General features: G+C 31.3%; 21 protein-coding genes. 7 read left to right on the forward strand and 14 right to left on the reverse strand.

The window, feature by feature from the left end; all coding sequences use genetic code 11:
• Nucleotides 1-69 precede the first annotated feature (69 nt).
• The 3 genes from prfB to ACLII3_RS15165 all read left to right on the forward strand — a co-directional run bounded on the left by prfB (nt 70) and on the right by ACLII3_RS15165 (nt 4081).
• Nucleotides 70-1168 (forward strand): peptide chain release factor 2 gene (prfB, locus tag ACLII3_RS15155; RefSeq protein ID WP_412985295.1). Its coding sequence is split into 2 segments (ribosomal slippage): nt 70-132 and nt 134-1168, totalling 1098 coding nucleotides; the frame shifts between segments, so codons are not numbered across the junction.
• Between the two features lie 20 nt (nt 1169-1188).
• The gene (gene arsC, locus ACLII3_RS15160; RefSeq protein WP_412985297.1) at nt 1189-1530 is read left to right on the forward strand and encodes an arsenate reductase (glutaredoxin); all 342 of its coding nucleotides are present in this window, start codon (nt 1189-1191) and stop codon (nt 1528-1530) included.
• Between the two features lie 106 nt (nt 1531-1636).
• Complete coding sequence (locus tag ACLII3_RS15165) at nt 1637-4081, forward strand: TonB-dependent receptor domain-containing protein (protein ID WP_412985299.1); 2445 nt, start codon at nt 1637-1639, stop codon at nt 4079-4081.
• 214 nt (nt 4082-4295) lie between these two features.
• On the opposite strand, the gene ACLII3_RS15170 is transcribed toward ACLII3_RS15165, so the two are convergent.
• Together ACLII3_RS15170 and ACLII3_RS15175 are read right to left on the reverse strand one after the other, a co-directional pair.
• Nucleotides 4296-4478 (reverse strand): hypothetical protein, encoded by a 183-nt coding sequence (locus tag ACLII3_RS15170; RefSeq protein WP_412985301.1) that lies wholly within the window; start codon nt 4476-4478, stop codon nt 4296-4298.
• 130 nt (nt 4479-4608) lie between these two features.
• Nucleotides 4609-5832 (reverse strand): cytochrome-c peroxidase, encoded by a 1224-nt coding sequence (locus ACLII3_RS15175; RefSeq protein WP_412985302.1) that lies wholly within the window; start codon nt 5830-5832, stop codon nt 4609-4611.
• Nucleotides 5833-6024: 192 nt separating this feature from the next.
• On the opposite strand from ACLII3_RS15175, the gene fumC reads away from it, so the two are divergent.
• On the forward strand, nt 6025-7422 hold the full coding sequence (fumC, locus tag ACLII3_RS15180; protein WP_412985304.1) for a class II fumarate hydratase: 1398 nt from the start codon (nt 6025-6027) through the stop codon (nt 7420-7422).
• A gap of 148 nt (nt 7423-7570) precedes the next feature.
• Here fumC and ACLII3_RS15185 read toward each other — a convergent pair whose 3' ends face one another.
• Nucleotides 7571-8143 (reverse strand): Crp/Fnr family transcriptional regulator, encoded by a 573-nt coding sequence (locus ACLII3_RS15185; RefSeq protein WP_412985306.1) that lies wholly within the window; start codon nt 8141-8143, stop codon nt 7571-7573.
• A gap of 123 nt (nt 8144-8266) precedes the next feature.
• Between ACLII3_RS15185 and hutI the strand changes: the two genes are divergently transcribed.
• On the forward strand, nt 8267-9502 hold the full coding sequence (gene hutI, locus ACLII3_RS15190; protein WP_412985308.1) for an imidazolonepropionase: 1236 nt from the start codon (nt 8267-8269) through the stop codon (nt 9500-9502).
• A gap of 57 nt (nt 9503-9559) precedes the next feature.
• Here hutI and ACLII3_RS15195 read toward each other — a convergent pair whose 3' ends face one another.
• The gene (locus ACLII3_RS15195; protein ID WP_412985310.1) at nt 9560-10450 is read right to left on the reverse strand and encodes a chromosome partitioning protein ParA; all 891 of its coding nucleotides are present in this window, start codon (nt 10448-10450) and stop codon (nt 9560-9562) included.
• A gap of 118 nt (nt 10451-10568) precedes the next feature.
• On the opposite strand from ACLII3_RS15195, the gene ACLII3_RS15200 reads away from it, so the two are divergent.
• Nucleotides 10569-11600: a formimidoylglutamase gene (locus ACLII3_RS15200; RefSeq protein ID WP_412985311.1), complete on the forward strand. Its 1032-nt coding sequence runs from the start codon at nt 10569-10571 to the stop codon at nt 11598-11600.
• On the forward strand, nt 11590-12054 hold the full coding sequence (locus ACLII3_RS15205; RefSeq protein ID WP_412985312.1) for a GNAT family N-acetyltransferase: 465 nt from the start codon (nt 11590-11592) through the stop codon (nt 12052-12054). Before ACLII3_RS15200 ends, ACLII3_RS15205 begins: the two co-directional genes overlap by 11 nt.
• Here ACLII3_RS15205 and ACLII3_RS15210 read toward each other — a convergent pair.
• The 10 genes from ACLII3_RS15210 to ACLII3_RS15255 all read right to left on the reverse strand — a co-directional run bounded on the left by ACLII3_RS15210 (nt 12051) and on the right by ACLII3_RS15255 (nt 22838).
• Nucleotides 12051-12545 carry a hypothetical protein gene (locus ACLII3_RS15210; protein ID WP_412985313.1) on the reverse strand — a complete coding sequence of 165 codons (495 nt, stop codon included), beginning with the start codon at nt 12543-12545 and terminating at the stop codon, nt 12051-12053. The two genes, ACLII3_RS15205 and ACLII3_RS15210, sit on opposite strands and share 4 nt — an antisense overlap.
• 103 nt (nt 12546-12648) lie before the next feature.
• Nucleotides 12649-14346, reverse strand: coding sequence for a hypothetical protein (locus ACLII3_RS15215; protein ID WP_412985315.1), 1698 nt, complete (start codon nt 14344-14346; stop codon nt 12649-12651).
• Between the two features lie 201 nt (nt 14347-14547).
• Nucleotides 14548-15075 carry a hypothetical protein gene (locus ACLII3_RS15220; protein ID WP_412985317.1) on the reverse strand — a complete coding sequence of 176 codons (528 nt, stop codon included), beginning with the start codon at nt 15073-15075 and terminating at the stop codon, nt 14548-14550.
• A gap of 123 nt (nt 15076-15198) precedes the next feature.
• A complete protein-coding gene (locus ACLII3_RS15225) occupies nt 15199-16308 on the reverse strand; it encodes a carboxypeptidase-like regulatory domain-containing protein (RefSeq protein WP_412985318.1) in 1110 nt (369 codons plus the stop codon).
• Between the two features lie 49 nt (nt 16309-16357).
• On the reverse strand, nt 16358-17593 hold the full coding sequence (locus ACLII3_RS15230) for a DUF6638 family protein (RefSeq protein ID WP_412985320.1): 1236 nt from the start codon (nt 17591-17593) through the stop codon (nt 16358-16360).
• On the reverse strand, nt 17593-18171 hold the full coding sequence (locus ACLII3_RS15235) for an NUDIX domain-containing protein (protein ID WP_412985321.1): 579 nt from the start codon (nt 18169-18171) through the stop codon (nt 17593-17595). Before ACLII3_RS15235 ends, ACLII3_RS15230 begins: the two co-directional genes overlap by 1 nt.
• 3 nt (nt 18172-18174) lie before the next feature.
• Nucleotides 18175-20142, reverse strand: a complete 1968-nt coding sequence (locus tag ACLII3_RS15240; RefSeq protein ID WP_412985322.1) for an AAA family ATPase — start codon at nt 20140-20142, stop codon at nt 18175-18177.
• Nucleotides 20143-20163: 21 nt separating this feature from the next.
• Nucleotides 20164-21219 (reverse strand): hypothetical protein, encoded by a 1056-nt coding sequence (locus ACLII3_RS15245; protein WP_412985324.1) that lies wholly within the window; start codon nt 21217-21219, stop codon nt 20164-20166.
• Nucleotides 21220-21233: 14 nt separating this feature from the next.
• A complete protein-coding gene (locus ACLII3_RS15250) occupies nt 21234-21404 on the reverse strand; it encodes a hypothetical protein (protein WP_412985325.1) in 171 nt (56 codons plus the stop codon).
• A gap of 90 nt (nt 21405-21494) precedes the next feature.
• Nucleotides 21495-22838: a coiled-coil domain-containing protein gene (locus tag ACLII3_RS15255; protein ID WP_412985326.1), complete on the reverse strand. Its 1344-nt coding sequence runs from the start codon at nt 22836-22838 to the stop codon at nt 21495-21497.
• Nucleotides 22839-23018: the final 180 nt, after the last annotated feature.

A 23018-nucleotide genomic window follows, 5' to 3' on the forward strand; every position in this document is an offset into this window, starting at 1 on the left:
GTTTATAAAACTACATATTATTTTAATAATAGGCTATAAATTCTATTTTTGCATTAAAGCAAACTATTTATGGTAACTTCAGATCAAATAAAAGATCTTTTTGAACGCCTTGGTGCGTTAAGGAGGTATCTTTGACTTAGACGCTAAGTTAATTGAGATACAAAACGAAGAAGAGAAAACTTTCGACCCTAATTTTTGGAACGACTCTAAAGCTGCAGAGTTAATAATGAAAGGCTTAAGGGTTAATAAAAAATGGGTTTCCGATTATAATAATGCCAAAACACTTACCGAAGACCTAGAGGTACTTTATGAATTTTACAAAGAAGGAGAAACACCTATTGAAGATGTTACTGCCCAATTTGATAAAACAATTACTTTTATTGAAGACCTTGAGTTTAGAAATATGCTTTCGGAAGAAGGTGATAGCTTAAGTGCTGTTTTACAAATTACAGCAGGTGCTGGTGGTACCGAAAGTTGTGATTGGGCAAGCATGTTGATGCGTATGTACTTAATGTATGCTGAAAAAAATGGGTTTAAAGTTAAGGAGTTAAACATGCAAGATGGTGATGTTGCTGGCATTAAAACAGTAACATTACAAATTGAAGGCGACTTTGCATTTGGTTGGTTAAAAGGTGAAAATGGTGTGCATCGTTTGGTACGAATTTCTCCTTTTGATAGCAATGCAAAACGTCATACTAGTTTTGCTTCAGTATATGTGTACCCTTTAGTCGACGACACCATAGAAATAGAAGTTAATCCTGCTGATATCGAAATTACAACTGCACGTTCTAGTGGTGCTGGAGGGCAAAATGTAAATAAGGTTGAAACCAAAGTACAACTTACACATAAACCTACAGGCATTCAAATTTCATGTTCTGAAACGCGTTCTCAGCATGACAACAGAGCCAGAGCATTACAAATGCTTAAGTCGCAATTGTATGAAATAGAGCTAAAAAAGCAAATGGCGCAACGCGAAGATATTGAAGCTGGAAAAATGAAGATAGAATGGGGAAGTCAAATACGTAATTATGTAATGCATCCATACAAACTTGTAAAAGATGTTAGAACTGCTCATGAAACTGGAAATGTAGATGCAGTTATGAATGGAGACATAGATGCGTTTTTAAAGTCTTATCTCATGATGATGGGACAAAAAAGTGAAGTTTAAAATATTATTACACAATTTATATGATAACAATATACCACAATAACAGATGTAGTAAATCTCGCCAAGGAGTACAAATTCTTGAAGATGCAGGAAAGCAATTTGAAATCGTTAAATACTTAGAGGATATTCCAACAAAAGAAGAACTAACTAACATTATAAACATATTGGGAATTACACCTATTGAACTTGTTAGGAAAAACGAAGCTATTTGGAAAGAACAGTACAAAGGTAAAGAACTAAGTAATGACGAAGTAATTACAGCAATGGTTAACAACCCAAAGCTTATTGAAAGACCTATAATTATTAACGGAACTAAAGCTGTAATAGGCAGACCACCAGAAAAAATATTAGATATTATATAATATGAGAAGCACCTTTGTTAAGAAGGTGTTTTTTATTTAACACAACTTTAACCATTCCAGCTTAAACCATAAAGTATTTTTGCGGTCAAACTTGCAAAATTTAAGCATGAATAAACTATTACTAACCATCTTATTAATTGCTATAGCAATTAATACAGCAATTGCACAACGACCTTCTGGAAAAGAAGTTATTGTTACTGGTAAAGTCGTTGACCAAGAAACAACCGATCCTTTAGAATATGCTACCATTGCATTTTTTAATAAAAAGCAGAATAAAATTGTAACAGGAGGTATTACTGATGCAAAAGGTAACTTTAGCATTCCTGTTCCTGCTGGAGTATACGATATTACAATTGAGTATATTTCTTTTAAAACTCAAACAATCGCTAACAAAAAGCTAACTAAAGATGAAAATATTGGTGTTTTTAAATTGGTACTTGATATAGAAGCTTTAGATGCTGTAGAGATTATTGCAGAAAAAACAACTGTTGAAGTTCGTCTTGACAAAAAAATCTATAATGTAGGTAAAGATTTAACAGTTAGTGGTGGTACTGTAAGTGATGTACTTGATAATGTTCCATCTGTATCAGTAGATGTAGAAGGTGCTGTGTCTTTACGAGGTAATGAAAACGTTAGAATCCTTATTAATGGTAAACCATCTGGTTTAGTAGGTTTAAGTTCTACTGATGCCTTACGTCAATTACCAGCTGAATCAATCGAAAAAGTAGAAGTTATTACTTCACCATCTGCACGTTATGATGCCGAAGGTACTGCTGGAATTTTAAATATTATCTTAAGAAGAAGTAAACTACAAGGTCTTAATGGCTCTATTACTACCAATGTTGGTTATCCAGAATCTTATGGCGCTTCTGGTAACATAAACTTTAGAACTGGAGATGTAAACATCTTTAATACTAGTGGTTATAGGTACAGAAATTCTCCTGGTAACTCCTACTCTTTTACACATCGTTTTAATGACCTTTTAGATCCAACAGATAATACTTTTATAGAAGAAATTGAAGAAACAGAGCGTATAAGAAAAGGATATAATACCAATTTTGGTGTAGAATGGTATATTAATGATTCTTCTTCTTTAACAGCATCTGTAGTTTATAGAAATGGAGATAATGAAAGTACAACAGACAATAAATCGCTGTTTTTTGACGCAAATAATGTGTTAACCAATCAAGTAGATAGAGTTGACCCTGAATTTGAAGATGATAAAACTATTCAATACGCTTTGAACTATAAGAAAGATTTTAAGTCTGGTGCTGAATTTACTACAGAATTTCAATTTGAAGACAATAATGAGTCTGAACTTTCTAACGTATTAGTTAATGGTATAAATGATGAAATTGTAGCTACAGATGATGAGCAATCTCGTGTTTTATTACAAACCGATTATGTATTACCTATTGGTGAAGACGCACGTTTTGAAGTAGGATATAGAGGGAATTTTAGAGATCAAACAACAGATTATAGAGTTGATATTCGTGATGAAATCACTGACGAATTCATTACAGACCCAAATGTATCTAACACATTAAATTACAGAGAATATGTAAATGCGTTTTATTCGCAATACGGAACAAAGTTCAATAAGTTTTCATTTCTATTTGGTTTAAGAATGGAAAACACACAAATTACTATTGACCAACCAACTAGTGGCGATTTTTCTAAAAAGAATTATACAGGTTTGTTTCCAACGGTTAACTTAAACTATGAATTAAGCGATAAAGAAAATATAACTTTAGGATATAGTCGTAGAATACGCAGACCACGTTCATGGTTTATCAACCCTTTTCCATCAAGAGCAAGTATTACTGATGTTTTTGCAGGAAACCCAGACTTAGACCCAACCTATTCTAACACTTTTGATTTAGGTTATTTAAACCGTTTTGGAAAGTTCACATTAAGCACATCTATTTATTATTCACATTCAACAGATGTGTTTAACTTTATAAGCTTTGATACAGGAGAAACAGTAATTATTGATGGTCAGGAAGTATCAGTAATTCAAAGGTCACCAATTAACTTAGCGACAAACGATCGCTATGGATACGAGTTTAACCTTACATATAGTCCTAGTAGAAAATGGCGTGTAAATGGTGATTTCAACTTGTTTCAATCTATTACAAGAGGTGATTATGAAGACATGAATCTTGATGCCGAAAACTTTAGTTGGAGAGCAAGAATTACTAACAAATATACGTTGCCAGCAAAAATAGATTGGCAAACTACATTATCGTATAGAGGACCACGTGAAAACGGGCAATCTAAAAGCAATGGTGTATTTTCTGCTAATATGGCTTTAAGTAAAGATTTGTTTAAAGAAAAGGCGACAATTGCTTTTAACGTAAGTGATTTATTAAACTCTAGAAAACGTGAATCTGAAACATTTACAGACACTTTTGAGTCTAATAGCGAATTTCAATGGAGAGAACGTAGTTATAACCTATCCTTTACTTATAGATTTAATCAGAAAAAGAAACGTCAACGTCGTGGAGGTTTCCAAGGTGGTGACGATATGGAATTTCAAGGCACTCCATAATTACCATAATATATAAACTAAAAAGCAACTCAAATGAGTTGCTTTTTTTATTGTCATTTACAACTTTAGTAATAGTTGTCACACTCAGCTTATCGAAGTGTTTATAAAAAGATTCTTCATTCGGTTCGCTCTTTAAAAAGATGATTATATAATTGAAATAAAAAAAGGCAACCAAAATGGGTTGCCTTTATATATTTTAATAAGAATGAATGACTTAAGCAGTTAATGCTTCACGCTTTGCTTTCTTCTCTTCACGTTTTTCTTTCATTCTTTCAATAGCAGCTCCAAAAATCCAATAAGGAATAACAAACGTTAATAAAAATATCATTAACCAGAAACCTATTGTTAAAATGGTTAAAAATGCTAAAAATCCTAAATATTGGTCAAAATCGAACATAATCGTGGTTTGTTTTTTAAATCTGTGCCAAAGATAATACAAGAAATATAGTTATACAATAGAAAAATTGAGTTTTATTAACAGGATAATAACAACAATAAAATAACTCAATCCTCTATTAATATTTAAATTACTCAAAAGGATTACTAAACTTCTCATCTGTTAACATCTGGTAATCTGTTAATGTGTTCAAGAAAGCTATCAAAGCATCTTTTTCTTCTTGCGAAAAATTGAACTGACCTACTTGCCCACTTGAATTAACTAAAGGTGGTCTTAGATTTTGATGGTTTTGTATACTTGAACTATAATGGTCAATAACTTCTTCCAAAGTAGCAAATCTACCATCATGCATATAAGGAGCTGTAATAGCTATATTTTTTAATGAAGGGACTTTAAATTTCCCTATATCACCAGAATTACCTGTTGCTTCCGTAACACCTAAATCTGTAATTGAAACTGCATCTATTCCATTTGTTGTAGCAAAAGTTCTGAAAGTAGAAGGAGTAATAGGAAAAACAGGACCAATAAAAGCTTCAGTTTGATGGCAACCTATACAATATCCTGTATTGCCATTTGTAAGCTGACGAGGTGTGTAAAAAATTAGTTTCCCTGCATTTTCTTGGGCAGTAAATCCAGGAAAGTTCTCAAGAGGTGACGTAACTTCACTCCTTGCTTGATCATATTTTGAAGTTACGCTCACAAGGCTTCTTATAAATTGTGCCAGAGCTTTTGAAATTCTGTCACTATTAATAGTTTCATCTCCAAAAGCTTGTTCAAATAATGGAGGATAATAAGTTTGTTCACTTGTTATATCAATTAATTCTTGAAGTGTTAAGCCCATTTCAACTTCATTCTGAAATGGCATTAAAACTTGTTCTTCTAAAGTTTCTGCGCGTTCGTCCCAGAAGAATTTTCCATTTGCATAAAATCTTGCATTAACAATCCCCATTGAATGCCTTCTTGTGTGACCTCCTTCAAAACCTTCACTCAAAATATTTGGGTCGGAAAATCCATGTTGGGCTTGATGACAAGAAGCACAAGAAACAGTACCATTAGCACTTAACTTTTTATCATAAAAAAGAACTCTACCTAATGTTGCTCCAGCATTTGTTATTGGATTATCTGTTGGTGTATTATCATATTCTATAACTGGAGGAAATGGATATTCTACAGGAAACTCACTCTCAATATAAAAACTAGGAAGCGAAATGTTAGTGTAATTAAAATAAGTCTCAGGTAAGTTTAATTCTGCAAAAGGATCTTCTGGAACTTCATTAGCTGTATAATTATCTTCTGAGCAAGCTACCACAAATACAGCTATCATGAATTTTAGACTTAGCTTTAATTTTTTCATAAGTAGGTTTAATTAAATTCTCTATAAATAATAGACCAGAATCTCACTAAAAGGTTTAATAGTATTTTTAATAATTAAAAAAAATGCCCTAAAAACTTATAAACATCTAAGCTTAAAAAAACTAACAAAAATCATAATGTATAACCTATCAAAAAATGTAAATTTGCAACTCAAAATAAAAATACTATTACCATGAGTTACAGAATAGAAAAAGATACAATGGGCGAAGTAAAAGTGCCTGCAGATAAACTTTGGGGCGCACAAACAGAGCGTTCACGTAATAACTTTAAAATTGGTGCACCTGCTTCAATGCCACTTGAAGTTGTTTATGGTTTTGCATATCTTAAAAAAGCTGCTGCTTATACTAATTGTGAATTAGGTGTGTTAGCTGCTGAAAAACGTGATTTAATTGCACAAGCTTGTGATGAAATTCTTGAAGGTAAGCACGACGACCAATTTCCATTAGTTATCTGGCAAACAGGTTCTGGAACTCAAAGTAATATGAATGTTAATGAAGTGGTTGCAAATCGCGCTCACCAATTAACAGGAAAAGTTATTGGTGAAGGCGAAAAAACAATTCAGCCTAACGACGATGTAAACAAGTCGCAATCGTCTAACGATACCTTCCCTACTGGAATGCATATTGCAGCTTATAAAAAGATTGTAGAAAATACAATTCCAGGTGTAAAACAATTAAGAGATACATTACAAGCAAAATCCGAAGCTTTTAAAGATGTAGTTAAAATTGGTCGTACACACTTAATGGACGCAACTCCATTAACTCTTGGACAAGAATTTTCTGGATATGTATCGCAATTAGATCATGGATTAAAAGCCTTAGAAAATACTTTAGCACATTTAAGCGAGTTAGCATTAGGTGGAACTGCTGTTGGTACAGGATTAAATACACCTAAAGGCTATGATGTATTAGTTGCTAAATATATAGCTGAGTTTACTGAATTACCATTTATTACTGCTGAAAATAAATTTGAAGCTTTAGCTGCTCACGATGCTATGGTAGAGACACATGGTGCTTTAAAGCAAATAGCTGTATCGTTAAATAAAATTGCTAATGATATTAGAATGATGGCTTCTGGTCCACGTTCAGGAATTGGAGAAATTATCATTCCTGCCAACGAACCAGGAAGTTCTATTATGCCAGGGAAAGTAAACCCAACGCAATGTGAAGCTATGACAATGGTTTGTGCACAAGTTATGGGTAACGATGTTGCTGTAACTGTTGGTGGTACACAAGGTCATTATGAGTTAAACGTATTTAAACCAATGATGGCTGCTAATGTACTACAGTCGGCTCAATTAATTGGTGATGCTTGTGTGAGTTTTGATGTTAATTGTGCTTCAGGTATTGAGCCAAATCATGCTACAATTAAAACATTATTAAACAACTCATTAATGTTAGTAACAGCTTTAAATACTAAGATTGGTTATTATAAAGCTGCTGAAATAGCAAATACTGCTCATGAAAATGGTACTACATTAAAAGAAGAAGCTATTAACCTTGGTTACGTTACTCCAGAAGAATATGACGAATGGGTAAAACCAGAAGATATGGTTGGAAGTTTAAAATAATTAAATAAAAAAAGGCTGATGTAAAACATCAGCCTTTTTAGTCTTAGTTAGCTATTAACCTTTAGGGTTATATTTTGCTTTTGAAACAAAGCGCTAAAGTAACACTACATTTCACAAAAGCAATTAACATATGTTAATGCATCATATTTTATAATAACTTTTTTCTAATTCTACTTAATTGTACTGGTGTGATACTCAAATAAGAAGCTATTTGAAATTGTGGAATTAAGTCGTCTATATTAGGAATTCGCTCTTTTAGCTTTAAATAACGCTCTGTAGCATCCATAGCCATTAATTCAATACTTCGTTTTTCATATTGAATAAATACGAATTCTAAAATTTTAGAATAAAGGTTTGAAATTATTATATCTCTCTTACATAGAGCTACAAAATCATCATAGTTAATACTATAAACTTTGCAGTCTGTCAAGGCTTCATAAGTGAGTCCAGAGATACTGTTTTTAACTAAAGATGTTAATGGTCCGACAAATGATGTTGGTACAAAAATTTTCTTATTAAACTGCTTCCCAGATTCTGCATTTACATAAGCACGCATCACGCCTGAAACCAATAAAAAAATTTCTCTTACTGGGAATTCACCTTGAATTGCAATAGTTTCCTTCTTTTTTAATCTTCTAAAAGAAGAAATTTTCTGGAGCTTTAAAAAGTCGGCTTCAGAGATATTTACAAATGAATTTAAAAATTTAAAATTACGATTCATAGATGATGAAACAAGTAATTTTTACTACTTATTTCCTTTAAATATAAATTAAAATTGAAAGAAAAGGAATGTTTAATTTTTATATTTTTACCAAATTCGACGAGATATACATAAATAACGATAATGGTAAAACTGATTAAAAATATTAAGGAACTCATTCAAGTAAGAGAACCCAATATTTCAAAAATTTCTGGTAAAGAGTTAAAAATTCTTCCAACTATAAAAAATGCATTTCTAGTAATTAAAGACGATGTTATTTTAGATTATGGCGCTATGCATGAGTTAAAAGAAATTGAAACTGATGAAGTTATTGATGCTACTGGTAAATTAGTCTTACCTACATGGTGTGACAGTCACACACATATTGTATTTGCTGGTAATAGAGAACAAGAATTTGTAGACAGAATAAACGGTTTGAGTTACGAAGATATTGCTAATCGTGGTGGTGGTATTTTAAATTCGGCTAAAAAACTTCAAGATATTTCTGAAGATGAATTATACGAACAATCTATTACACGTGTAAAAGATGTTATGCAGTTAGGTACTGGAGCTATAGAGATTAAATCTGGTTATGGTCTAACCACCGAAGCAGAATTAAAAATGCTAAGAGTAGCTAAACGTATTAAAGAAGCATTTCCTGTTGAAGTTAAAACTACCTTTTTAGGAGCACATGCTTTACCAAAAGCATATAAGGATAATAAAACTGCTTATATAGATAAAGTAATTGACGAAATGCTACCTCTAGTTGCAAAAGAAGAATTAGCTGAGTATATAGATGTTTTTTGCGAAAGAGGTTATTTTTCGTTAGAGGATACAGAACGTATTATGAAAGCTGGACAACAGTATGGCATAATTCCAAAAATTCATGTCAATCAATTTAATGCTTTTGGAGGTGTAGCTTTAGGTGTAACATATAATGCACTATCTGTTGACCACCTTGAAGAACTTAATCAAGAGGATATTGAAGCTTTAAAAAGCAGCAATACTATGCCTGTGGCACTTCCCTCCTGTTCTTACTTTTTAAGTATTCCATATACTCCAGCAAGACAAATTATTGACGCTGGATTACCAATAGCTTTAGCAACCGATTACAATCCTGGATCAACACCAAGCGGAAATATGAATTTTGTGGTTAGTACTGCTTGTATTAAAATGAAAATGACGCCAGAAGAAGCAATTAATGCTGCTACTATAAATGGTGCTTATGCTATGGGAATAGAAAATACTCATGGTAGCATCACTAAAGGTAAAAAGGCCAATTTAATAATTACAAAAGAAGTGCCTAGTTATAACTATTTACCATACGCCTTTGGTAGTAATCATATTGATGCTGTTTATATAAAAGGAGAAAAAATATAAAACTAAAAAAGCCTCAAGAAATTAACCTTGAGGCTTTTTTATATCAATTAATCAATATTATTTTAAAGAAAATTCAGTAGATGACACTAATCTGTTTTGGTCAAACACATTAACTAGGTAACGTCCTTTTTCAAAATCATCTGCACCACTAGATTCTACAAACTCACAAATATCTAAGTTCCCATTCTCATAGTTAAACTTACTAATTAAACTGTAATTTAATACTTGGTCTTCAAATTGAATTTGTTCGTTTAAACCTAATACATTGTCATTAGGGTCAAGTACTTGCACAAAAAACTCTTTATCTCCAGATTGTACCAAAGCATTTTTAGTAACTGTATAACAAACTCTTAGTTTATCTGCTCTACGTGCACGCTCAGTTGGAATAAGCTTTCCAGAACTACGTTCTATTACTCCAAACCCTTTTAAACCTACAGTAGATAAGATAGCTGCACCTTCAACAATACCTGCTAACTCAGTATTTTGAGCTAGTAACGAATCGTTATACATAGTACGTTCTTCAAGTTGTAATTGTGTACTGTCTAGTGTTGTTGCTAATAATGCATTTTCAACTTTTAACGAATCATTTTCGGCTAGTAAAACATCCATTTCTTCTTGTAAGGCTAAATACTTCTTTTTATATCTCCAAAGACTCTTAACATTGTTATCTGAAACCTTTAAAGAATCTATTAAACCTTTAATACGTTCTCTTGCTTCAACCAATTTTTGATTTGCAACTTCATTTTCACCAATGGCTACATCATATTGCTCAGCCATACTACTTAAATCTTTTAAGACTAATGCTTTTTCTTCTTTTAATTGTTTTTCGGTAGCTGCACTATCATTTTGTAATTTATAAGTGTAAAAAGCTGTACCTAAAAGTAATACTACTGCAATTCCTAAAATTACTTTTAACCCTCTATTTGTACTTTCACTTTTGTTTTCCATAATAGTTGTCGTTTTGTTTAAAATGTTTTTCTAGTTCTAATTATTATTACGCTATTAATATTAAGCAAAGTAAATTAATTGTATTTTAGTATTTCTAATTATTCGTTTATTTTTTTTAATGAAAAAACTAAATATCTTAACTCAAACAGCTAAAAATAAGCTTATTAACAAACGCTCTGGTGAGTCAAAGTTTGGTCAACATATTCAACTAATTTCCGATGCTTTCAATATATACGAACAACTTAAAGATTTAGATGTTCAATATGTAATTTTTGGTATTCCAGAGTCAATCGGTGTTATTGGCAATAATGGTAAACCTGGAACAGAAAGCGCTTGGGAATATGCTTTAACAACGCTTTTAAACACTCAAAAAAATAAGTTTAATGATGGTTCTAAAGTTGCTGTTTTAGGTCATTTAGATTTTTCTGAGGAGCAAGCTTATATTGATACCTTAAATCATAATAAACTTAGTGATTTAAAAAAGGTAAGAGCTACTGTAGCTAATATTGACAAAGAAGTTTCACAATTAGTACATGACATTGTTAAAGCTGGTAAAAAGCCTATTATTATTGGTGGAGGACATAACAATGCTTATGGAAATATAAAAGGTACCTCACTAGCTTTAAATACATCTATTAACGCTATTAATTTTGATGCACATACCGATTTTAGAGCTGAAGAAGGAAGACATAGTGGAAATGGTTTTAGTTATGCATTTACCGAAGGTTTTTTAGACAAGTATTTTATTTATGGTATTCATGAAAACTATACTTCTGATAATATCTTAACAAAAATGTCAAAATTAAAAAAGCAAGTACAGTACAATACTTTTGAAACCATACAAATTAGACAAGAGTTAAAGTTTAAAAAAGAATGTAAACGGGCTTTAGAGTTTATTAGTAAAAAGCCTTTTGGAATAGAAATTGACTGTGATGCTATAGAGCAAATACCAAGTAGCGCTATGACACCTTCTGGATTTAGCGTTAATAAAACAAGGCAATTTTTACATTATTTTGGAAGCCATAATAATGCTGCTTACTTGCATATATGTGAAGCTGCACCAAAGTTAGGCTCAAAAAAAACAGCTAATCAAACTGCTAAACTCATTAGTTATTTAATTACTGATTTTATTAGATGTCATGGAAATTAATATTGTTAATTTTAATAATGACTATGCAAAAGACTTCTACAATTTAAACATAGAATGGCTTAAAACCTTTTTTTATGTAGAACCTTATGACGAAGAAGTATTAAGTAAGCCCTTAGATTATATAATAAACAAAGGAGGTCATATCTTTTTTGCTAAGCTAGATGATGCTATAGTTGGTACAGTGGCTTTAATGCCTACTAATGACTCAAGTGTTTTTGAACTTACAAAAATGGCTGTTTCTCCAACACATAGAGGTTATAAAATTGGTCAACAATTAATGCAACATTGTATAAACTTTACTAAGCAAAATAACCACAAAGGTTTAATGCTTTACTCTAATACTCTATTAGAAAATGCTATTTATATTTATCGAAAATATGGTTTTGTAGAAATACCTGTAGAAGCTAACTCGCCTTATAAGCGTAGTAATATTAAGATGGAATTGATGTTTTAATTTTCACTCAAATATTTATCTAAATCTATACAGTAATTTTTATCTTTTGTACAAAGGATACTTAATGTTTCTTTCATTAAATGCTTTTGCTGGTAATCGTTTGGATATATAGTTTCAGCAATTTTTAGTTTATCATAAGCTTTTAGCGTTTGACCTCTTTTAAGTTCTTCGGTTGCTTTGCTAATTAAATAAATATAAGCTTCATGATCCTTTTTCTTATTAAATGCTTCTATACTCTTAGAATATTCGTTTGAATAGTTAGTAAACTTCTCTTCATAGATAAACCCTAAACAAATAAAACAAAGAATAATACCTATAGTAATAGCTCCAATAAGTTTATTATTTTCTTTGGATTTAGGCTTTATTGTAAACTCTCTTGAATATTTTGGAAGTGCCGTATACGAAGGAAGTTTACCTCTCTTGGTAAAAGGTTTCCTTGGCTTTTTTTTATAAAGCCAACTTTGCATACCAAAACCCATATAACCAGCCATAAACTCATTTACTTATTAGTATAAAATCACTAAGAAATGTTACTTGAATTCATATAAAAAAAGCATCCTAAAGGATGCTTTTTATTGTATTTATTGAACCAAGTTAATTACTATTTATACTTTTTAAAGAATCTAACTGTCTTTGAAGTGCTTCTATCTTTTCTTGTTTACTATCTTTTACTTTAGGAACAACCTTTAAAGTATCAACAATAGTAGTAATAGTATCAATATCTTTTTCTTCTTTCACAAAGAAATGGTCAATTCCTTCGCTAGCTCTCCATGCTTCATTAAGCTGTTCGTAGACTAATTTATCCCATTGACTTGGATGTTTTGCATCTATCCAAACTACATCACGATATTCACTATCAATTAAAGCTAAATCTGGTGTAGCAGAACCATCAAAATTGTTTGAACCTTCTTTAACAGCAGATACTGTTCCTAAGAAAAACATACGTTTGCGTCCAGCAATATCTTTTATGTATGGTCTAAACTCTACAGGTTTATTTACAGACCAATCAAATTCTTTTCGAGACTCAATAACTTTTAAAGGCATTGCCGAAACACCAGCAAACCCTTGCTTTTTTGAAGCATGATCATAGTAATACATTTTATCAGTACCATCAGCTGGAATAAACACACTAAAACTTAAACTTGTTCGCTCATCTCCAACTGGTTCTAAACCAAACCAATGGTAGAGTCCGTTATAAGCATCTGTTGGAATTCCTGTAAAATCAAAATCGGTTACAAAAGGTAATTTATTTTGGTCGTCTGGTAAATCAGGAATCTTAACAGCTGTTTTCATTTTCCAAGGTAATGGATCGCTAAAACCACCAAGAAATTTTAAAGATTCTGCTTGTAAACGTGATACATGTTCTGATAATGTGTTTTGACGTAATAGATAATCGTGGTTTTTCATTTCCTCAGGACTTATATAAGTGCCTTTACCTATCAATAATCGCTCTACATAATCGTTAAAATCGTGTTCACCATTTTCGATAACCATAACACCTCCAAAGGTTGGATAAGGAAAAAAGAATCCTTTCCAGTTAATTAAACTCACCACCTCAACCCAAGCGCCTTTATCATTTTTCATATAAAACACATCTCCTGGTTCGTAAGACAATAATTTCCATAAACCAAAACGCTGTACAACAGCATTATATGTGTTTCTACTAAATCTTAAAGATTCTCCAATAGAAAATGTTACAGGAATACGATTATCGCTAGAGAAACGTGGAAAAGGCGTTGTACTGGATACTGAAAATACTTCTTCGGTATTATCACTAATTCCTTGCCACACATATTTCTCTGTTGGTTGAATAGCCATCGTCCATTTATTTTCTCCATCTACTCTAACTAAGTGAGGTAGTGACACATCTTTTGTTTCGCCTACACTTTCATTAGCCATTGAAAATATATTTCGCAGAGGCTGAATACGTTCGTTTTGCGTTAAAGGTAACTCATGAATTTCTTCTTTATTTAAGTCATTGAAAACATTATACGTTTTCATATAGTCGTACATTTTAAAATGCCAACCTACACCATAAACAACTCCCAATATTAATGCTAAAATTGCTAAAATAGCCACACGTTTACCTGAGCTTGGAGTAGTTCTAAACTTTTTTAATCCAAATAATAAAATGGCACTAATTAAAAGAATTACAAAAAAGAACTTACGAACAAACAACAATGCTGGTTGATAATCGTCTCTTAAAATAAACAGGAAAAATAGTAGTACTAAACTTAATAATATAGTAATTACTTTTTGTTTGGTTCCTTTTTGCCAATAACGTTTTATCATTAATATTCTATTTTGAGTTTTGTTCGTTCTTTTTTATGCCTTTAATTGTAAAATACATTGCTAATATTAGTAATATATTGCTCAAAGGGCTTAATAAATCTAAAATTTTGAAATTTGAATAGTCTAGTACTATTAAATGAGCAATCATTAATACAATACTAACTATCATTATAACATAAGCAAGCTTTATTCTATTCATAATTACATCAAGCCTTTATCTTTTAAACGTTCACGAGCGCTTTTTTCGTTTTTCTTTGGTGTCTCTTCAATCTTTGGTGTATCATCAATTTCTTCTTTAGAAGTCATGTCTTGATATACTTCTTTGCCTTTTTCAATAGTATCACTAACAATATCGCTTAAATCGTCACTCTTCTCCTCTATTACTTTACCAGATTTAATTACAAAATTGGCAACGTAACTACCAATTAGTGTTCCCATAATACATGTTACAAACATTGATATTCCATTTTGACTACCAAAAAGTTTGAATGGTGTTAAAAACTGAAATACTAATGACACTAATAAAAATAATGTTGTTATATAGACCAATCTTAATAAAAACTTTTGCTTGTAAACAAACCCAGTTTTATCATCAGATTTCATTTGTAACTCTTTAGAGTTTACAATTTTATTTACAAGACGATAAAATTTATTACCATTAGATTCTCTCCAATACAAAAGAATTCCGAATAAAATTGCTGCAATAAATACGATTAATTCTAGTCCCATAATTATGAATGTTTACTACTTATAAAATTAGTCTAAAAAAATTAAATAATGTTACGGTAATTTAAAACATAAAAAAACTCTATCCACAAGTATGAATAGAGTTTATATCAATATTTTTCTTATTTAATGGTCTCCTAAATTAAATACTTGGTATTCCATAATACGATCTACATCAGAGAAACCTTCGTCATGATTTTCGGTATGGAAAGATGAATATAATATGGCACCATCGCCATGTAAAAATGTAAACATAAGGTCTTTATTTTCGGTAACTTCACCATCATTTGTTCCATAAGTAACTTCGCCATTAAACCAATTAAGTACAGTTGTATCGTCAAATGAATCTACCACTTGCCACGCAGAAAGGAACTCGTCAATAAGCACAGTGTTATTAACAGAAATTCCATAGTTAATTTCTAACCATAATGCTAAATCTGCATCCATAATGGTTGCTTCTGTTTGTAAAGAAATACCAGACTTATAAGGATCAAGAAATGTAATATAGTCTTGTCCGTCGTTAGTAACATCAAATAAATACTCGTATGCATAATCTGTAGCATACAATACGCCTCCATTTGCAACATAATCGGTTAAATTTGAACTATGTTCTAATTGAGAAGTTGTTAACCCACAATTTAAGAATACCACATCGTATTGTGCTAACATAGATGGATCGCTTATTAAATCTCCAAATGAGAAGTCTACGTTAGGCACTAAAAATTCGTTTGTTCTACTTACTTGAGCATTACCATGATGTCCATGACTAGAGCTTAAACGTTCAAAAGACACGCCATCAATAATATCAAATAAGGGCTCTCCTGTTTCTGGATTTACTAATCCAATATCATATAATACTGATTGAATATTATCAAAATGACCAGTAACAACTGCAATGTTTGGTAAATTATCTAAAATAAAATCAAGGATTTCATCTTCGTACTCGTCTGCATCAAAAGTTCTTTCGGCAGAAAATAAGCCTTTGGTAATAGAAATTGTATGCGTACCAGATTGTACGTTATTAACTGTAAAGTAACCATCAATTCCTGTTGTAGTTTCTGAAAGTACTTGACCATTTTTAGTAAGTACTACTTTGGCATCAAAAATTGGGTCAACATTGTTTGGTGCTAATAGGCGACTTGTTAGTGAAGTTCCTTCTAATTCTTCTTTTTCTTTACTATCTGAACATGACCAAACAAATGCACAAATAGTTAGTAGTAATAAAAATTTTTTCATGGTTGATTTTTTCTTAAAGTTAACAAAAAATACTTAACCATCTCAAAATCTATATATTACTACTTATGGTTTGTATTACCCAATCTTGATAAGATGGTTTCCAATCACTATATGAATTATAGAATTGCTCTTTATCATACCAATATAAGAACAGGACATCTAGAGGAGAAACATTAACTAATAACTTCCATACTAAATCTTGGTGTTTTACATCCAATGACGAATGTGGCTGATGTAATGCGAAATAAAAGTTATTTGTAACTAAATCTTGAATTTTATAAGTGTTACTACGCTCAATACGTTCTAAATAAATCTCAACTCCATTTACTCGTTTTAAAGCTTTAGCATCAATTGAGTTAAGATATCTTCTAGTAAGTACTTTGTCTGTTAAAATCTCATCAATATTATGCTCGGTTTCTCCTAATTCATTAAAAAACATAACTTTTTTAATACGTTCATAACGCTTTGTCTCAGCTACTTTTTCTAAATCACACTCAATTATTAAATGGTCGTTAAGCTTATGAATCAATTCTGGTTGCGATATATGGTAGATTAACACATCGTGTATTGTATCTTTTATAGCTTCTTTGTGAGCATCTTCATCCTCAAAAACAACTATAGTAGAAATAAAATCTCTAAGCAAGTAAATGCCTCCAAATGCCTTTGTAAAAAATGAATTCGTTTTAAACCTAACTGGTTCTAAAGTTAGTTTTCTATTTCTTAAATCACCATAAGTCCTAGCCGAATCTAATAACTGTTGATGTATAGCCTCATCAATAAAATTATTTCCTGTATTAAATTTATCTATTAATGCTTGTTGCTCTTGCTGCACTTTGTCAAGGTTATTTATTAAACTAAAGTTTACAATAACATCGTCGTATTTTAAAACATCCAACGGTTCGTAAAACGCATCAATATTTTGATCAAAATCTAAACAAATAGCACAATCTCTAGTAATATTATTTATCGCCTCTCCATGCACCTTAAACACTTCTTTCATGATGTCTCTATCAAAAGTATGTGTTGGTACATATACAGGTTTTCCTTTTTGTTGAGGAGAAACTATTATGGCGTGAGGGTTTGCATCACCATGATTAAGGTAATGCATATCTTGTTTTTCTTCGGCTATTTCTGGACTCCATCCAATACCATCAATAGAAAATGATGTTAACTTGGTTGGTTTAAAACCTAACTTTTCTAAACAAAGATTATAACGTTCTATTAGTTTACCACTAATAGGAATTAATTCGCTTCTATATAAATTTGCTACTTTAAGCTTTTGCATTACATCAACTTATTTATTTGTGCATATTGTATTAATAATATTGTTTTGGCGTCAATAATTTCTTTAGTTTCCACCATTTCAAGTACTTTCTTAAAAGGGAGATTTAATACTTCAATTTCTTCATCTTCACTATCTAAACCTCCACCATCATTTATCTTCATTTCTTCAGAACATTCTGCAATAAATAGATACATTTTTTCTGTAACTGCTCCAGGAGACATATAACATTCTAAAACTTGTTTTGCTGAACTTATTCTATAGCCAACTTCCTCCTCTACTTCACGAATAATACAAACTTCAGGTTTTTCTTTATTGTCAAGTGCACCTGCACAAATCTCTATAGACATACCATCATTTGGATTATTTGAATAAGCAGGCATTCTAAATTGTTTGGTTAAAATAACCGTTTGTTTTTCTTTATTATACAGTAAAATTGCTGCGCCATTGCCTCTATTATAAGCCTCTCTTGATAGTCGTTTCCAACTTCCATCTTTGAATAAATAATCGTAATCTATTCGATGTAGTGTTGACCAAGCATCAGATAATAAATTATATGTTATGTTTTTAAGGTTTTTCATTCATTAACCTCTCTTATCAAATTGTTCACGAGCTTCTAACTCAATATTCATTTGGTTAATACGCTTATCAACTTTACGTTTAAAATCGGTATCTGCAATAGTTGCAACATTATCTAAATACCTTATTACCTCTTGACGCCTTATATCAGAGAAATTTAAGCCTTTCATATTAGCTTTCATCAACTCTTGTAACATTCCAAACTTAGTGTTGTAATCTTTTTTGAAATAAATGTCTGGATTATTAAACCAATCGTCTTCCAAATCAAAATCGGTTAAACGCAACGAAATTGCCGATTGTATATTACGTACATCACGTGATGAAAAGAATGGAAATATTTTTTGAATTTCTTTATATAGTGACGCATAAAACATGTGCTCATTTCCATCATGCATTTTATCAACCTTTTCAAAGGTTTCTAACACACGTTCTTCTGATGGCTTTTCTACTTGATTTAAGATTTCTCCCATACTTCTCGCTAAACCTTGATCTTGTAAGTATTCATAGCCTTCAGGTCCTGTCATATTTACAAAACTTGGCATGATCTTCTCAAACTTTTTCCACCATATATAGTCTTGGTCCAAAAAGTCATGTTCAGTACGTGCGCCATCAATTTTAAATCGCCCTTGAACACGAGAAATAACAGCTTTATCAAGCATTTCTGGCAAGTTGGTAAACAAACCTATAGAGCTGTTACCATAATTAACAGCATAAGCACCTTCAGTATATCTAAGAAATACACCAATAACTTCTTTAACACCAGCAGATACACCTTGAGCTGTACGCTCCTGCAAGTTATTTTCAGCATCATCAATTGGTGCAAAAATTAGTTTTGTTGGATCTTGTAGTGGTTTCATCCATTCTACCATTTTTTCGGCAGAACCACCTTGAAATGTACTAATTAAAGTATCTGGCATTGGATGAAATAAGAATGGTATATCTAAATTATCACAATGTTCTTTTAATCTTGTTGCTATAGCTGCAATAAGCATACTTTTTCCTGTTCCAGGAATACCATAACCCATAAAAACAGGCATAAAACCACCTAATTCTTGAAATGGATTTTTCTTTTCGGTAAAATCATAACTTAACATACGCTCGGTTAAACGACGCGCAAAATGTTTTGCATCTCTATTACCTACAATTTGTTCAAACTTTATTTGATTGAATTCTACGCTTTTTGCTGTACCTGCAAAAACATTATTCCATCCAGAGATTGCAAATTCTGAATTTTCAAGTTTATATGTTCTATCAACTATTGTTTCGGTATACTCTAAAGCATTTTTTCGTAATTGTATCTCATCAATAATGGCTTCAAAATAAACTACCGAAAAATCTATAACATCTTTATCTGAAGTAACTATATCTGGATGATTTAAATATTTATCATAATAAAATAAGTTACATGACAAACCCTTAAGTGGTGACATTAACGACAACTCAGGAATACCAGCAAACTTATTTTTCATGACACTCAAATCATCTGAAGCAAAAGGTTTTAAATCATGTAAAATCTTATATGCTATAGAAAATAACATAAAAGCAGTAGCAGTATGCATTTTACTTTCGTATTCACGTTTACCAGAATTATCTAAGCTCGATTTACGCTCGCTTAAACTAGATAATCCAGAAGCATCGTAATAACTATCCTTAATCCAAATACCTAAAGCAATTCCTTCTTGAACGGCATAAAGTGTCTGGTTTAATTTTAATGGTATTGCTACCGAATCTGGTAACAGACGCTTTTTTAATGCTAAAATAGTTTTTGATACAGATGTTACATTGGAAGATGCTCCACTGCCTCCATTAGCTCTTGATAAATACAGCAATATAGACTCATCCTTTACATCCTTCTCTTTATTACGAGCACGTTGACCTTGTTCCCACTGTACACTTTTTATATATGAAGTTGCTTCGTCACGAAGCATGTCCAGTTCGTTTTGTTTTATTGGAAATGTTGAGTTATGTTCCATATGTTAATTCACAATTTTAAATTAATTGTTTTTTAAATCTGCTACTTGAATTGGTGGTTTAGCAAGCTTATTTATTACCTCAGGTGTTTTGTTATACAACATCTGAATCATTCTATGAGGCGCAAATACATAACGATGCTTGACTATATCACTCCATTTTTGTAGGGTTTGCTTATTAAAAAAGCTACCATCTCTAAATTCACCATTAGAGAATATTTCGTCTATTTTTAAAGAAACGACATAAGACTCCAGAGGTAACTCTTTTCTACTAATGCCTTCTAAAACGGCATGAGTAATTTTATTTTCATCTTTAGCAAATACATTATGTATAGGCCCTAAATCAATACGTTTTATATGTCTTGGATGAATCTCTGGAAGTTTTCTATCAATAGTATACGCCATAGTATCCAAAGACATTTCTCTATCTGCAGTAACCTTTAGTACATCGTAAAGCTCTTGCTTATGGTCATCTATACGCTTTCCTTTGTAGTCAAAGTACATAAAACATATATATGGTCTATTATTGGCTACATCATAGAAACTCCAACTCGTTAATAATTCGGAAGGTACTTCTTTAGGTGTATGGATTATTTTTCCTTGTACAAAACGGTTAAAAATATATTTCTGCCTTACGGTAGTATAATAAACTATTGAAGCTGCTTCAAAAAGCTTATCTCTTTTTATAGCTTCTTTTTTTCTGAATAGCGTATCTAAAAACTCTGTTTTAACCTCATCTGTACTTTTTAATTTACTGATAAACGTTTTTCTAAGTTCTAAATCATTAAATAGGTATCTAAACTCTAAATAATTAGGAAAACCAGACTCAGTTAAATCTATTTTCATATTATCCTCATCGTCATACATATACTTAATACGCATTGCTTCAATAGAGTATAATAATAAATCGCTATACTGCTTAAAAAGCTCCACTTCTCTATAATTACAAAGCTCATGTCTTTGCACTGCTACAATTAATTCCTTTAAAGCAAAGTCAATCATTTTATGATAAAACATATACTGCTCTTTAGAATCTAATTGTGCGGAATCTAGAGGTGTAACTATGTGGTTAATGGACATTTTTGAATAATATGTTATATGTTATACCTTTCTTTACAAACATGAATCTCAGTGATAATTGTTTCACCATTAACTCCAATAGTAGATTCAGTTTTAGTCTCACATTCGTTATGATTATTTGAATAGGTTATAAATATTACTACTAAAACAGAAAATAATATTATAGATATTGAGATTATACTCATCTTCTTCATATGGCTATAAATATGTTAAGTGAATAAAACTTTAACTAAGTTTAGAAAAGTAGCGCTTCTAAAATAGAAGCGCTTTATTGTTTAAGATAATAAATCGTCTTCTCCTTCTGGTTTTGGAGCTGGAGCATCATCTCCACCGTCATCGCCAGTTGGTACATTGTTTTCTGCATTATAATAATCTTCAAAAATCTCTTTCATATCGATACCATAACGATCTGCAAAGTTCTTTTGAATTTCTACATCCTTTGCTCTTATTTCTTGTAATGCTTCAGCATAACTACTGTAAACACCTTGCATCACTTTTTCATGTACTGGGATATTATCCATCATTTCCTGTCTAGCTTTAGCCGATGCAGTATGCATTGATGCTAATGTTTCTCCAATATGCTCATCAGTTTTTACACCTAAATGCTCTAATATAGCAGCAAACTCTTGATCTGTACGTGCTTTTAAAGCTACTACATAACCATCATAGTACTTTAAACGTTCTTCGGTATCTGACTTTAGTTTTGCTCTATGCGTTTGTAAATTACTTCTTAAAGAAGTTAATACTTTAATAGTTAAATTGTGCTTATGTACAAAACTGTCCTTAGAAGCTGCTAATGTTGTATATGCATTTTTAAGGCCTTCTAATTCTTCTACTTTTTGCTCTAACTCGGTAACTTTACCAACAGCTTGTGCATATTCAGCAGATTGCTTGTCAACAACTTCTTCTAGTTCTTGACGTGCTTGTTTTAATAATGCATATTGCTCTTCTAGCTTAGCTTCTACTTCTTTTTTCTTCTCTAAAGCTTTTGTGTGATTTTTTGTAGCTTCAACTATAGCATCTTGAAGCTTATCTTCCACTTCCTTAATTTCAACTTCTCTATCCTTTAAGCGCTTAACAGCAGCTTGACTCTTAAATGATAATTCGTTTAATAGTGTTTGAATGTCTGCACTTTCTATACGCTGTTGAAACATTGCTTTTGCCTTATTATCAGCTTCGTCACGTGTTTTTTGAGCCGCTTTTAATTCGTCTTGAGCTTTCTTTATTTTACTCTTACGCCCCCAAAGGTTATTCCACCAAGTATCTGGTTTATTTTCGGCATCTTCTAATTCTACTCTTGCACGTTCTAAACGTTTAATAGCATTATCAATAATCTTTTGCTCGTCTGCATTTAATGATGAAAAGTTTTCAAAAATAATACCTACTTCGTCTTGATAATCTGTTAAATCCTTTATAGCATCTAGTAAAGAAGTTCTATCTTTTTCTGCCATATGTACTACATCATCTAACGTAGCATTTAATATTTTTTGTCGCATTTCAGGATCATCTTCTTGAGCCAGTTTTGATTTCATCTGGTCAATAGCTTTTCCCCAATTAACATCGACTTGTTGTTGTTTTTCGTTAGAGTTTGTTTCTAATAAATCAAAATCATCAGACATATTGTATTGAATTATAATGGTTGAACAAATTTTTTGGATAAGCAATTTCGTTAAAAAAAAGGGAGTTTTAAAATAAACTGCTCAAAATATTGGTATATTTTTTTGTATAAATGTTACAATTAAAATTAGAAATAAAAAAAGCGATTTCTAACTTTATTAAAAACCGCTTTTTATAATTAA

Source organism: Pontimicrobium sp. IMCC45349 (genome assembly GCF_047219225.1).
Taxonomy (GTDB): domain Bacteria; phylum Bacteroidota; class Bacteroidia; order Flavobacteriales; family Flavobacteriaceae; genus IMCC45349.